At 68.0% G+C, this 13,291-nt stretch carries 15 protein-coding genes; 9 read left to right on the top strand and 6 right to left on the bottom strand.

Annotated elements, in window-relative coordinates:
- Positions 1-230: 230 nt before the first annotated feature.
- Together EV644_RS16200 and mshD are read right to left on the bottom strand one after the other, a co-directional pair.
- Positions 231-845: a DUF6318 family protein gene (locus EV644_RS16200; RefSeq protein WP_132189106.1), complete on the bottom strand. Its 615-nt coding sequence runs from the start codon at positions 843-845 to the stop codon at positions 231-233.
- Positions 846-1,052: 207 nt separating this feature from the next.
- Positions 1,053-1,955 carry a mycothiol synthase gene (gene mshD / locus EV644_RS16195; RefSeq protein ID WP_132189105.1) on the bottom strand — a complete coding sequence of 301 codons (903 nt, stop codon included), beginning with the start codon at positions 1,953-1,955 and terminating at the stop codon, positions 1,053-1,055.
- Positions 1,956-2,074: 119 nt separating this feature from the next.
- Between mshD and EV644_RS16190 the strand changes: the two genes are divergently transcribed.
- Positions 2,075-3,850 (top strand): bifunctional metallophosphatase/5'-nucleotidase, encoded by a 1,776-nt coding sequence (locus tag EV644_RS16190; RefSeq protein ID WP_132189104.1) that lies wholly within the window; start codon positions 2,075-2,077, stop codon positions 3,848-3,850.
- Positions 3,851-4,009: 159 nt separating this feature from the next.
- Here the strand turns inward: EV644_RS16190 and EV644_RS16185 are convergent, their stop codons facing one another.
- Both EV644_RS16185 and EV644_RS16180 read right to left on the bottom strand, forming a co-directional pair.
- Positions 4,010-4,318: a hypothetical protein gene (locus EV644_RS16185; RefSeq protein WP_132189103.1), complete on the bottom strand. Its 309-nt coding sequence runs from the start codon at positions 4,316-4,318 to the stop codon at positions 4,010-4,012.
- A gap of 298 nt (positions 4,319-4,616) precedes the next feature.
- Positions 4,617-5,327: a response regulator transcription factor gene (locus EV644_RS16180; protein WP_132189102.1), complete on the bottom strand. Its 711-nt coding sequence runs from the start codon at positions 5,325-5,327 to the stop codon at positions 4,617-4,619.
- Positions 5,328-5,490: 163 nt separating this feature from the next.
- Between EV644_RS16180 and EV644_RS16175 the strand changes: the two genes are divergently transcribed.
- Positions 5,491-5,730, top strand: a complete 240-nt coding sequence (locus EV644_RS16175) for a MoaD/ThiS family protein (protein ID WP_132189101.1) — start codon at positions 5,491-5,493, stop codon at positions 5,728-5,730.
- Between the two features lie 70 nt (positions 5,731-5,800).
- Here EV644_RS16175 and arfB read toward each other — a convergent pair whose 3' ends face one another.
- Entirely contained in the window at positions 5,801-6,226 is a 426-nt protein-coding gene (gene arfB, locus EV644_RS16170; RefSeq protein WP_132189100.1) for an alternative ribosome rescue aminoacyl-tRNA hydrolase ArfB, read from the bottom strand.
- Positions 6,227-6,693: 467 nt separating this feature from the next.
- Between arfB and EV644_RS16160 the strand changes: the two genes are divergently transcribed.
- From EV644_RS16160 to EV644_RS16135, 6 genes are all read left to right on the top strand, one after another.
- Positions 6,694-7,257, top strand: coding sequence for a TlpA family protein disulfide reductase (locus EV644_RS16160; RefSeq protein ID WP_241998218.1), 564 nt, complete (start codon positions 6,694-6,696; stop codon positions 7,255-7,257).
- 70 nt (positions 7,258-7,327) lie between these two features.
- Positions 7,328-8,254, top strand: a complete 927-nt coding sequence (locus EV644_RS16155; RefSeq protein WP_132189099.1) for an RDD family protein — start codon at positions 7,328-7,330, stop codon at positions 8,252-8,254.
- A gap of 354 nt (positions 8,255-8,608) precedes the next feature.
- Positions 8,609-9,061 carry a DUF4395 domain-containing protein gene (locus EV644_RS16150; RefSeq protein WP_132189098.1) on the top strand — a complete coding sequence of 151 codons (453 nt, stop codon included), beginning with the start codon at positions 8,609-8,611 and terminating at the stop codon, positions 9,059-9,061.
- A gap of 12 nt (positions 9,062-9,073) precedes the next feature.
- Entirely contained in the window at positions 9,074-9,922 is an 849-nt protein-coding gene (locus EV644_RS16145; protein ID WP_132189097.1) for a sulfurtransferase, read from the top strand.
- Positions 9,923-9,924: 2 nt separating this feature from the next.
- Positions 9,925-10,221: a DUF1416 domain-containing protein gene (locus EV644_RS16140; protein ID WP_132189096.1), complete on the top strand. Its 297-nt coding sequence runs from the start codon at positions 9,925-9,927 to the stop codon at positions 10,219-10,221.
- A gap of 302 nt (positions 10,222-10,523) precedes the next feature.
- Entirely contained in the window at positions 10,524-11,750 is a 1,227-nt protein-coding gene (locus EV644_RS16135) for a choice-of-anchor P family protein (protein WP_132189095.1), read from the top strand.
- A 232-nt stretch (positions 11,751-11,982) separates the two neighbouring features.
- Here the strand turns inward: EV644_RS16135 and dtd are convergent, their stop codons facing one another.
- Complete coding sequence (gene dtd / locus EV644_RS16130) at positions 11,983-12,408, bottom strand: D-aminoacyl-tRNA deacylase (protein WP_132189094.1); 426 nt, start codon at positions 12,406-12,408, stop codon at positions 11,983-11,985.
- Positions 12,409-12,441: 33 nt separating this feature from the next.
- On the opposite strand from dtd, the gene EV644_RS16125 reads away from it, so the two are divergent.
- On the top strand, positions 12,442-13,215 hold the full coding sequence (locus EV644_RS16125; RefSeq protein ID WP_132189093.1) for a hypothetical protein: 774 nt from the start codon (positions 12,442-12,444) through the stop codon (positions 13,213-13,215).
- The last annotated feature ends 76 nt before the right edge of the window (positions 13,216-13,291 follow it).

The raw sequence follows: 13,291 nt of genomic DNA, 5'->3' as shown, positions 1-13,291 counted from the left end.
CTTCGCAGGCTCCCCGCCCTTGGCTGACTTTCGACGCGTGACCCGACCTGTGGTCGAGGCCTGAGCTCCTTCTCTGGTGGGGGTGGTGACGACCGTGGGCGTCGTGGTCGGGGTCGGATCGGGCCCGGCCGCAGTCGAGTCCTCGGCGAAGGCGTTCGGCGCCAAGAGCTCACAGACAACAACCGCCGCGAGCGCGACTGTGGCTGCGCTGGTGATCTTCGGCAGGCGGGTCATTGCGCGACGAGTTCCATCTCGTACATAACCCAAGATCCACGCTGTGGTGAGAGCGTGAACTCACGCTTGTATGTCCGAACCGTGCTCGTCACCGGCTTGGCCGACGGGGAGTCTTTCGACGTATACGCCCCGATCGTGACCAGCGCGTAGCCGCCAAGTCGGCCGCTCTCGCCGCGGAAGAGATCGGGGACGTCTTTGACGCGCTCCCAGTAGTCCCCACTCAGGCCGCCGTTGGCTGCGTTTACTTGCTTGACGTAGTTCGTGTAGTCCTTGCAATGGCGGCAACCGCTCTCACTTGCGTTAAGGACAGGCTGGATGTCACCAGTTGCGGAGGCGTAATTGAGGAGATCGACGTAATAGCGGATGAAAGTCTCGGCCGCTGCGAGCGTTAATCCTTCGGAGGTCGCAGGCCGCGTCGGTGCACTGGTCGGAGGAGCGCTTGGTGGGGCGCCCGTGCCGCTACTCGTCGGTGCCGCGGTAGAGGGAATCGTCGAAGGTGGCGCGGTGTTGGGGCGGCCGGCTTCGGGGCTTGGGGAGGTGCAGGCTGTGAGGAGTAGAGCTGTGCCCAGGCAGGCCAGGGTCAGCAACTGTGGCCTGTTGCGGGTAGTCACGGGTGTCACCTCTCCGTAGTCGGGCTCGATCGTAACTGAGCGTCGGTGCGGAGTGTGATGTCAGTTGCTGCAGGTTGTGGATAAGTCGTTGGGGCCAGGTGCCGCCCGGCGGGGGTAAGAGGCCCGGACGGCTCCTGGCTAGTGGTGGGACGTGGGGTGGGGCGGATTATGACGTGGGGTGACGGGGTGAGTTCTCTGTGGCACCGTTCACAGGGCTGCGGCGGGGGCGTATTGGACGTCCAGGGCGGCTGTGGTGAAGCCGAGGTTTGTGTAGAGGGTGTGGGCGGGGGTGTTGGTGCCGTCTACGTAGAGAGTGATTGAGGAGAGGCCTCGGTCCTCCTGGAGGTGGCGGAGGCCCTCCAGTGTTAGGGCTTTGCCCAGGCCGGTGCCTTGGTGGGTGGGAGCCACGCCGACTACGTAGACCTCGCCGAAGGGGGTGGGGCCTTCGTCTGTGTGGACCTTGGTCCAGTGGAAGCCGGCCAACGCGCCGGTTGAGTCGACCGCCAGGAAGAAGCCGGCCGGGTCGAACCATGGCTGTTCGAGGCGATCCGCCAGGTCTGCTTGGGTCCAGCTGCCCTGTTCGGGGTGGTGGGCGAAGGCGGCTGCGTTCACGGCTAGCCAGGCGTCGTCGTCCTGACCCGGTACGAAGGTGCGCAGGGTGATCCCTTCCGGCCAGACGGCGGCGGGGACCGGGGCCGCAGTACGGCGGAGGAAGTACAGTTCCCGGGCGACGGAGAGGTCCATGCGGGTGGCTAGTTCGTCGGCTCCGGGGAGTCGGCCGTGGGCCCAGACGCGGAGGCCCGAACCGCCGTGGTCCAGCAGCATTCGCAGCAGCGATGTGCCGTAGCCCTGACGCCTGTACTCCGGGCTGACGACGAGCTCGGCGGATCCGTCGGGGCCGAGCGCGGCATACCCGGCCAGCGGGGACTCGCCCGGGTTTCCGGCGTACGCGAGCAGGTGCGCGTCGCCCGAGTGTTCGCCTTCCAAGTGCAGGAGGGTGTGCTCGGAGAGTGGGTTGACGCCGTCGCTCTCAGCAGCGGAGCGAGCGAGTTCGGTCACGGCTGAGGCGGTGGCCGGGGGCAACGGTGAGGGCACGGCTTCGAGGGTCACCTCAATACCGTAAAAGGTCTCTGTCAGTTCACTGTCGAGGCCTTGGTAGGGCGCGCCGGGTCAGGGTAATTTGCCGGGACCGCGCACCAGCGGCGACCGAAAACTACAACGGAGTAGACATGGCCTTCACAGGACGAGACAAGACGTGGCTGAGGAGACCGCGGGCCGTTGGCCTGCTGGCCGCCGGTGCCGCCGTAGTACTCGGCTTGGCCACGGGGGGAACCGTGACCCAGGCAGCGCCGGCGAAACCCACGCCGACGCACACTCAGATCCAGCTGCTCGCGCTGAACGACTTCCACGGCAACCTGGCGCCCAACCCGGCGACCAGTTCCGGCGGCAACGTCAACGGTACGGCGGCCGGCGGCGCCGAGTACCTCGCGACCCACCTGGAGCTCGCGCGGGCCGCGGCCAAGGCGCAGGGGCAGGAGTCCGTCACGGTCGCCGCGGGTGACCTGATCGGTGCGTCGCCGCTGCTGTCGGCCGCGTTCCACGACGAGCCGACCATCGAGGCGATGAACGTGATGGGCCTCGACGCGACCTCGGTCGGCAACCACGAGTTCGACGAGGGCTGGCACGAGCTGCTCCGGATGCAGACCGGCGGCTGCCTGGACGACGGCGACGGGCTGAACAACCAGAACTCGTGCCCGGACCCGAAGGCCGAGTTCGAGGGCGCCAAGTTCGGCTACCTGTCGGCGAACGTGTTCTTCGAGAACACCCAGCGCACGCTGCTCGACCCGTACACGGTGAAGAAGTTCAAGAACGGCCAGAAGATCGCCTTCATCGGCATGACCCTGGAGGCGACGCCGAACATCGTCACCAAGGCCGGCGTCGAGGGCCTCACCTTCAAGGACGAGGTGGAGACCGCCAACGCGTTGGTGCCGAAGCTGAAGGAGCAGGGCATCCAGTCGATCGTGGTGCTGCTGCACGAGGGTGGTCTGCCGTCCGACCCACGGGCGTTCAACAGCTGCCCGGGCATCTCCGGCCCGATCACCGACATCGCCAAGAACCTCGACCCGGCGATCGACGCGATCATCTCCGGTCACACCCACCAGGCCTACAACTGCTCGATCAACGACCCGGCCGGCAAGCCGCGGCTGGTCACCAGTGCCTCCTCGTTCGGCAAGATCTTCACCGAGGTGCGGCTGAGCATCGACAACGCCACCCACGACGTCGACCGGCTGAACACGCTGGCCAACAACAAGATCGTCACCCGGGACGTGCCGAAGGACCCGGCGCTGACCAAGCTGATCGCCAAGTACCAGACCCTCGTCGCGCCGATCGAGTCCAAGGTGATCGGCCACATCACCACGCCGTTGGTGTCGAGGACGCCGGACGACTCGCAGGAGTCCCCGCTGGGCAACCTGATCGCTGACGCGCAGCTGGCCGACCCGTCGACCGTCACGAACGGCAAGACCCCGGTCGTGGCGTTCATGAACCCGGGCGGGATCCGGGCAGACCTCGCCTCCACCGGCGGGGCTGTCACGTTCGGCCAGGCGTTCACCGTCCAGCCGTTCAACAACTTCCTGGTCTCGATGGACATGACCGGCACCCAGATCAAGGCTCTGCTCGAGCAGCAGTTCTCCGGCGCGAACCAGGCCGCGAACAAGGTGCTCCAGATCGCGGGCATCACCTACACCTGGAACCCGGCCGCCGCGCCGGGCGCCAAGGTGGTGGCCGGCTCGATCGAGATCGCGGGTCAGCCGCTGGTCGACGGCACGACGTACCGGATCGTCACGAACAACTTCCTGTCCGACGGCGGTGACGGCTTCCCGGCCTTCACCACGGCGACGGACAAGTTCTTCGGCGGTCTCGACATCGACGCCTTCGCCAACTACCTGACCGCGCACGACCCGTACACCCCGGGCCCGACGGACCGGATCAGCATCGGTTCCTAGGTCCCACCCGTACTTCGGTACGGCGTACACGGCTCCGGCCGGTACTGCGCACTCCGCGTCCGGGTCGCTCTCCTTCGGGGGAGCGGCCCGGTCGTTCGCGTGCACAGGAGTAAGCCGAACCGGATGACCGCTGGTGCCGAAGAAATCGCAGGGCGGGCGCTAGTGGAGGAGGAAGCGCAGGACGACGAAGGTGAGTGCGGCTCCTGTTGCCACGGCTGCCCGGGCTGAGCCGAGGCCACGGCGTACTGCCGTGCCGAAGACCGCGACGGTGAGTGGGAGCAGCATGATCAGCAGGGTGATCCCGGCGGCGCGGACGCCGACGTGGGAGCGGCCGGTCAGGACCAGGCCGACGATCAGCGCGAAGGTCAGGCCGAGCCAGGTCGTGGTCTGGATGGGTCCGTCGATGCGGTCGCTGCGATGCGAAGCGTGGGCACCGCGACGGTGCGAAGTCGGAGCAAGGTGCGCCATCGGTCACCTTCCGTGAAAAAAGACCGAATACGCACGGTAGCAGCAGAAATACGCTCTGGTCCAAGTCGCACAAGATTGCCGGCACCCCGCGAAATCCCCTGCGAAGCACAGGCACCACGAGCCTCACGAGGAGAGCGGTGGACCGCCTTCCGGGTGCACCTGATCCGCCTCCGCGTGTGCGGCAGAGCCTCAGACGCCGGGCGGCCTTCCTCAGGTGATGCTCAGGTGGCGGGGGTTCTTTCCCCGTGCGCGGTTGGCCGCGCTCAGACAGTGGACCGCGGAGGATGGACCGTGGACCTCAGACGGTGGCGTCGGCGGTTTCGCGTTGGCTGGCGGGTGGGATGACGAAGCGGTAGCCGACGTTGCGGACGGTGCCGATCAGGGATTCGTGCTCGGGGCCCAGCTTGGCGCGGAGGCGGCGGACGTGGACGTCAACCGTCCGGGTGCCCCCGAAGTAGTCGTAGCCCCAGACCTCCTGGAGGAGTTGCTCGCGGGTGAACACCCGGCCCGGGTGCTGCGCGAGGAACTTGAACAGCTCGAACTCCTTGTAGGTGAGGTCGAGGGCGCGGCCGTTCAGCTTGGCCGTGTACGAGGCCTCGTCGATCACCACGTCACCGCTGCGGATCAGCGAGGTGTCGGGGTCCTCGTTGCGGGCGGCGGCGAGGCGGCCGATCACCAGCCGCAGCCGGGCCTCGATCTCGGCCGGGCCGGCGGTGTCGAGCAGGACGTCGTCCGCGCCCCAGTCGGCGTTCACCGCGGTCAGACCGCCCTCGGTGACGACCAGGATCAGCGGAACGTCGATGCCGGTGGTCCGGATCAGCCGCGACGCCCCGCGGACGTTGACCAGGTCGCGCCGGGCGTCCAGCAGCACGGCGTCGGCGTCGGGGGCGTCGACGAGCGCGGCGACCTCGGCGGGAAGGATGCGGATCTGGTGCGGCAGCAGGGCGAGCGACGGCAGGACCTCTGTGGAAGCCTGCAGCGCGTTGGTCAGCAGAAGCAGGGTGCTCATGCTGTCTCCTTGTGCTGGTCGTCGGATCCCTGATGGGTGACCCGGTCCTTATGCACGTCAGGCCCCGTCGGCGTCATTGCCGGGGGCCCGAGGTCACACTGGTAAGCAACAGCAAGCTGACATAATAGCGGAAGACTTAATCAACTAGTGAGGCTGCACCCACATGCCGGAAGTGACCATCAGGTACTTTGCCGCCGCACGCGCCGCGGCCGGTGAGTCCACCTCGATCGCTGAGGCCGTGTCGATCAAGGACCTCGTCGGCACCGTTTCGGACGGCCGCCCCGAGCTGGCCCGGGTGCTGGGCATCTGCACCTTCCTCCTCGACGGCGAGCGCGTCGAGGCCGACGCGCCCCTCCGCGAAGGCGCCCTGGTCGACGCCCTCCCACCCTTCGCCGGCGGCTGACCACTCGTACCCCGAACCGCCCGGCGGCCCGCGGGTGCGGCAATTCCGTGGCCTTGGGCAACTCGGTGGGTCAGTCGGTGGGGCGGCCGCGGAGGCGTTTGGTCTCGCCTCGGCGCTTCTTCTCGTCCAGCCGCCGCCGTACCGCGTTCTTGCTCGGCCTGGTCGGGCGCCGTTTCCGGGGCGGCGCCGCGATCGCATCGCGAAGGATTGACGCCAGCCGCGTCCGTGCCGCCTCCCGGTTCCGCCACTGCGACCGCTGCTCGGAGGCCGTCACCGTCAGCACCCCGTCCACCAGTCGCGAGGAGAGCCGCTCGAGCGCCCGCTCCCGCAGTACTTCGTTGAATGCTGTGGTGCCCGCCACGTCGAAGCTGAGCTCCACCCGGCTGTCGGTCGTGTTCACCGACTGGCCGCCCGGCCCACTGGACCGCGAGAACCGCCACCCCAGCTCGACCTCCGGGATGACCACCCCCGACCGCACCACCAAGCCGCTCTCCATGGCCTCCATTCAATCCGACCGATGACCCGGACGCCGCGCGCGGGCTGGAAGGTGACCGTGGCGGTACCGGTGATGATGCGGTGGTCGGAGCAGGGGCCGTTGCAGGCTTGGGAGATGGCCAGGGAGTCGCTGGTGTAGCTGCCGGCCAGGCGGTCCTTGCGGACGAAGATGAGGTCGATCGTCGACGGCTGGGAGCACTGGCCGCCCGTGTTGTTCCCGGTGGTCGCCTCGCCGTAGCCGGGGCAGGCCTGCGCAGCGGGTGCTGGATTCGGAGCAGGTTGTACCGCGCACGTCGGCGGGGCGGCGGGGAGAACGATGAGGACGCGGCGAGCAGGACCGGCAGACGACGCACGGTGACTCCCTGGGGCGAGGGAACGAGGTGCTCGGACCGTACAACGCGGTAGTGCCCGGTCCAAGGATTGAACGAGCGTTTGAGCGCATTCCACACCGACGTACTCTGGATTGTCATGAGCCCCGGGATCATTGTGCTGATCGGCGCCGTTGTCATCGGCGTCGCGCTCAGCGTGTTCAAGTCCCGGTTCGACGGACGATTCCGGGGGACTCGCCCGGTGAAGGTGGCCGGGAGGGCCGAAGTGCAGGAAACGGCCACCCAGGCGACACCCGACCAGGCAGCGCAGGTCGGGGCAGCGCAGGTCGGGACAGAGCACGTCGGGGCGGCCCGCGGCACGGCGGACCACGACGACGACGCCGAGCGACTGACCGCCGGCGACATCGGCGAGGAGCTCGGTGAGCGGGCGACGCTGCTGCAGTTCTCCTCTGCCTTCTGCGCACCGTGCCGCGCCACCCGCCGGACGCTGGCCGAGGTCGAGTCGATGGTCGAGGGCGTCCGCCACGTCGAGCTCGACGCCGAGTCCCACCTGGACCTGGTCCGCCGCCTCGACATCCTCCGTACGCCGACCGTGCTGGTGCTCGACGCGACCGGCGCGATCGTCACCCGCGCCAGCGGGCAGCCACGCAAGCCCGACGTGATCGCCGCCCTCGGTGCCGCCGTCGACCGTCAGCCGCACTGAGCGTCCAGCTCAAACAACACCGCGCTGACCCGAATAGCGAAGTGGACTGTCTCTAAGTGATGCTTTGGCCATGAGCTTCCCGGCTGGTTGGTACGACGATCCGCAGGACTCCGCCCAGCAGAGATACTGGGACGGCGGCTTCTGGACGGACTACCGCCGCCCGCGCGAAGGCCCCCCGCCGTACCCGCCGCCGGGCCGCCCCGCCTTCGGCCAGCAAGCGCAGCAAGGCCAGTACGGTCAGCAAGGCCAGCAGGGTCAACAGCAAGGTCAGCAGACCTACGGCCAGCCGGGCTATGCCCAGCCGGGCCAGCAGGGCTACGGCCAGCAGGGTTACGGTCAGCAGGGCTACGGCCAGGGGCTCGGGCAGCCGGGGATGGGGCGGCAGGGCTACGGTCCGCAGCCGCACGGCCAGCAGGGCTTCGGCTACGCGCCGACCGTGAAGTCGACCCCGGACGGCCAGCCGCTGGCCGGCTGGTGGAAGCGCGTCCTGGCCCGGGTCCTGGACGGCCTGATCCTGTTCTTCTGCACGCTGCCGCTGACCGGCTACTTCTTCTACCAGTACTTCCAGGTCGCGGTGGACTACCAGGATGACATCTTCGAGCAGGCGGCGGCCGGCGAGACCCAGTTCGGCACCGGGCTGCCGTGGGAGGCCTACCAGTGGCTGCTTCCGGCGATGGTGATCAGCCTGGTGATCAGCTTCTTCTACGAGTACTTCTTCGTCACCCGCAGCGGTGCGACGCCGGGCAAGAAGGCGGTCGGGATCAGCATCCGCCTGCGCGACGTCCCCGGGCCGCCGCCGGGTGAGGCCGTGGTGAAGCGTTTCAGCCTCTACAACGGGCTCAGCCTGCTGGGCATCATCCCGCTGGTCGGCACCTTGTTCAGCTTCCTGGCCCTGATCAACGACCTCTGGCCGCTGTGGGACGACAAGAAGCAGGCCTTGCACGACAAGGTTGCCGGCACCAACGTGGTCGTCGGCCCGCAACAGCCCCGCCGCTAGCCCACCGCACCTGACCGCAACAGCCCACCGGCACCTGACCGCGGCGGCCCGCCTCCCGGCCCGTAGTACCGTCTCGGCCTCCGATGTCCGGAATGTGATCAATTGTCTCAATAGTTGGGACAAAAGCTGGCCGGGCAGGGCCGCTTCCGTAGTCTCTTGGACGTGGAGTACACGACCTTGCTGACCAAGCGCCGCGCGGTGGACAACTGCCGCATGCGCTCGTCCCTGTGTCGTACCCACTGACCAGGCGGCGTCCCGAGCGCTCCGGAACCGGAAGCTGAGCACGGTTCCCAGTACGTCGCCTCCCGCAGCCTTCGGGCGGGCCGCTCGATCCACCTCCTTCCGGGAGTGGTCATGTCCAGTCAGGCGGCAGTACAACCCCAGGTCGACCCCCGCGGTCTGCGCTTCGCCGCGGCCGTCACGACGGTGGTCCTCGCACTGACTCTCGTGCTGAACAGTCCGTGGCCGCTGGCGATCCAGGCCGTCGTCTTCGCGATCTCGGTCGCGTTCGGCGTCCAGGCGTCGCCGTACGGGCAGTTCTTCAAGCGGGTGATCCGGCCCCGGCTCGGTCCGCCGCAGGAACTCGAGGACGCCGCGCCGCCACGGTTCGCCCAGCTCGTCGGGCTGGTCTTCGCCGTGCTCGGCCTGATCGGCTACCTGGCCGGCGTCGAGGTGCTCGGCGTGGTCGCCACCGGATTCGCCCTGGTCGCCGCGTTCGTGAACGCCGCGGTCGGGCTCTGCCTCGGTTGCGAGGCCTATCTGCTGATCCACCGCATTCGTACGCCAAACACCGCTACTACCACCTGAGGAGCAGCATCCATGAGCAGGGAATCCGCTCTCGTCTCGGCCGACTGGGTCGAGGAGCACAAGAATGACGCCAACGTCGTCCTGATCGAGGTCGACGAGGACGTCTCGGCGTACGACGCCGGCCACATCGCCGGTGCGATCAAGCTGGACTGGAAGGACGACCTCCAGGACCATGTCCGCCGCGACTTCGTCAACAAGGCACAGTTCGAGGCGCTGCTGTCCGATCGCGGGGTGTCGACCGACGACACCGTCGTGCTCTACGGCGGCAACAACAACTGGTTCGCGGCCTACGCGTACTGGTACTTCAAGCTCTACGGCCACGGTGACGTCCGCCTGCTCGACGGCGGCCGCAAGCGCTGGGAGCTGGACAGCCGCGAGCTGACCGACGACGTCGTCAAGCGCGAGGCCACGCAGTACCAGGCCAAGGAGCAGGACAAGAGCATCCGCGCCTTCCGCGACGAGGTCGAGCAGGCCATCGGCGTGAAGAACCTGGTCGACGTGCGCAGCCCCGACGAGTACGCCGGCCGGCTGCTCGCCCCGGCTCACCTCCCGCAGGAGCAGGCGCAGCGCGCGGGCCACATCCCGACCGCGGCCAGCATCCCGTGGAGCAAGGCGGCCAACGACGACGGCACCTTCCGCTCCGACGACGAGCTGAAGACCCTGTACGCCGACGCCGGCGTGGACTTCGGCAAGGACACCATCGCGTACTGCCGGATCGGCGAGCGCTCGGCGCACAGCTGGTTCGTGCTGCACGAGATCCTGGGCCAGCCGAACGTCAAGAACTACGACGGCTCCTGGACCGAGTGGGGCTCGCTGGTCGGCGTACCGGTTGCCCTCGGCGACGAGCCCGGGAAGGCCTGACCATGTGCGGAGCGAAGAAGGGCGGCCTTGACCTCAAGGGCGTCGACATCGACAAGGAAGCCGTGATCCAGGGCCAGGTACTGCGCGGCGAGGAGCCGGTCGGCGGCGCCTACGTGCGGCTGCTGGACTCCACTGGTGAGTTCACGGCCGAGGTGCCGACCTCGGCGACCGGTCACTTCCGGTTCTTCGCGGCGCCGGGGAGCTGGACGCTGCGCACCCTCGCCCCGAAGGCGGAGCCGGTGGACCGGCAGGTGGTGGCGCAGTACGGCGAGGTGGCCGAGGTCGCCGTCGCCGTCTGATCGACCGGCTGGACTACCCCGAAGGGCCCGGAGCTTGCGCGTCGGGCCCTTCGGTTTTGTCACCCCCCTGTGTCGATTTCCTTTACGGCGCAGGGGTTTCGTTGTTCCGTCAGTCAATCGGGATGGCCTGAATCTCACGGCGGCGAGTTACGCGCAAGACCGTGTTTCTCACGGCATGGGGCCGTTATGTAACGGTCTGATCCCGGAGCGGCACCTTCTCGTTACCTACTGCAACCGGCTGAGTTGTGTCTGTGTCCTGGCCCGCTCACTAGGGTCACGTCATCACTCAGGGAGGAGGGGTCATGAGACCCCCCATCGGATACAAGAAGCTCGCTGCCGTCGGAGTTGCGGCGGTTGTCGGCGTAGCTTCTACGATCGCGCTGACCTCGGGTTCGGCGTCCGCCGCGCCGGTATTCGGCTACAGCGGTTACGCGTTCGGCACCGACGTCCAGACCGGGCTCGCGAAGAGCGGCCCGCAGGTCGTCAGCCAGATCGCCTGCACCACGGACTCGAACCGGTCGGACCACAACGACCTGGCCACCGCGAACGTCAACGACCAGGCGATCGCCCGGTCGGTCACCACCGGCACGCACTCGTTCAACGACAAGCGCGGTAACGGTGTCACCAGCAACGCGACCGCCGTCGACATCAAGATCGGCTCGCTGCTCACGCTGACCGGCGCGAAGACCACGACCACCGCGGTCTACCAGAACGGCCAGCTGTCCTACACCGGCAGCACCACCTTCGCCGCGGTGAAGATCGGCGCCGTGTCGGTCCCGTCGCTGGTCAAGCCGGGCCCGAACACCAAGGTCGCCGTCCCGGGCCTCGGCTACATCGTGCTGAACCGCGTCGGAGGCGTGAAGACCAACACCGGCATCTACTCGTACGCGCAGGCCGTCGTGGTGCACGCGAACGTGAAGAACCGCTACGTCCCGCAGGGTGTCGACGTCGCGGTGCTGAAGACCCGCGCGGAGATCACCAAGCCGGCCACCGCGATGGTGATCGGTGACGCGTACGGCACCAAGGCGAACGTCGACAAGCTGGTCACCTCCGGTCCGACTTCCTACCAGTCCACCTGCCAGGGCACGGAAGGCAAGACGATCCGGAACGCGGTCGCCGAGGTCAGCATCCCGAAGGTCGCCTACGTGGGCGCGGTGTACACCACCAAGAACGGCGCCATGGGCACCGAGAAGTCCGCCGTGAACTTCACCTCGCACGTCGCCGGCGTGAAGGTGGGCAACCTGTCCATCGGCGCGATCGAGTCCTCCGCCTCGGCGTGGAAGACCAAGGACGGCAAGGTCGGCCTCGACTCCACCTCCAGCGTCGTCTCGGTCAAGGTCGGCAACAAGGTCTACATCATGCCGAACAAGCCGAACACCACCCTGGACATCCCCGGCATCGCCAAGCTGACCTTCAACCAGGTCCTGCGTCAGAAGCGGTACATCTCGGTCAACGCCCTGGTGATCGACGTCTACGGCCTGAACACCAAGGTCATCGTCGGCCACTCGGCCGCCGGAGTGATCGGCTGATCCAGCCGACACCACATCCTCGCTGAGCCGAACCTCACCGATTCAGCCAGGCCCCCGGACCTCCGTCCCGGATCGCCAGATCCGAGCCGGGGGTCCGCTCATTTCCCCAACACTGCAAGACCGCCTGAACAGCTGCTTTCATCCGCCCAACAGATGGAAGGACCTGCGACCCGGATGGAAGCTACCTGCACCAGCGCGCGGCGGGTCACCGGGTGGTCCGGAGTACAAGCGATCAAACGTCCAGGATCAAAGTGACCGGGCCGTCGTTGGTCAGGGTTACTTCCATGTCGGCGCCGAAGCGGCCTCGTTCTACCTTGGCGCCGAGGGACTCCAGGGCGGCGCAGAACGCCTCGTACAAAGGCTCCGACACAGAAGCAGGCGCAGCGGCACTCCACGACGGCCTCCGGCCCTTCCGGGTATCGGCATACAGCGTGAACTGACTGATCGCCAGGATCGGCGCGTGCTCGTCGGCGCACGACCGCTCGTCGCGCAGGATCCGCAGCGTCCAGATCTTCGACGCCAGCGCCGCCGCCTTCTCGGCCGTGTCGTCATGCGTCACGCCCACCAACACCACCAGCCCAGGCTCATCGATCGCCCCGACGACGTCGCCCTCGACCACCACCGACGCCCGCTTGACACGCTGCAGCACTGCTCTCATGCGCCCAGTCTGCCAACCTGCCATGCTCGTTGTGTGCGCCGCCTGCTCCGATGGCTGTTCCTCGTCGGCCCTTGCCGGATCTATCTGCGCGGCGACGCGAACGGTGGCTCGGTTCCGGTGGTGTTCATCCTCGGCCTGTTCTCGGTCGCGGCGGCCGCTGGCGGCGTCGGCGCGCTGCTCGCCGTCATCAGCGGATCCTCCGCCGAGGACTTCTTCTGGGGCGGAGCAATCGCAGGCTTCGGCGTGGTCACCGCCTGGGCGGTCTACTCCGGGCTCCTCCTGGTCGTCCTCTGGATCGTCGGCCGCCCACCCCGGACGATCCCGGGCGTCGCGGAGGCGGTCCCGTCGACCCGACCAGTCAACGCCGAGAGGCCCGTACGAGCCGACGGCCGCCGCCGGCGAAGCAACCCGCTCGTGCCGGCCGCCGTGGCCTGGTTCTTCGTCCTGATGGTGATGTTCTTCTTCGGCGACGCCACCCTCACGTCCGTGCTCGAGCGCAAGTACTCCGGTGACAAGGTGGCCGTCGCGGGCGAGCTGCTCCGGTACGACGAGCCGCGGTGGGGGTTCGGCCATCGCGAACTCGTCGTGCGGTACCCGGTCGACGGCGAGGCGCTGACCGGCTCGATGCGGGCTGACGAGGTGGAGGCCCGCGTGCCCGGCCCGGGCGAGCCGGTCCAGGTCGAGTACGTCGTGGCCGACCCGCTCAAGGTACGGCGCGCCGGGGCGGCAGAGTTCGCCACCGAGGACGCGTCGGACAGCCGGTTGATCGGCTCGGGCTGGCAGTGTTGGCGGCGACGGCGCACCTGATCGGCCGACTTCGTCGCGGGGGAAGCCAGCGGTAGATCGTCCGGTTTTCGGGCCCGGCCACGGGCAAATGTCCCGT

The organism is Kribbella orskensis, assembly GCF_004342085.1.
GTDB lineage: Bacteria > Actinomycetota > Actinomycetes > Propionibacteriales > Kribbellaceae > Kribbella > Kribbella orskensis.
Note: the sequence above shows the minus strand (reverse complement) of the source record. Positions and strands in the feature narration are given on the sequence as shown.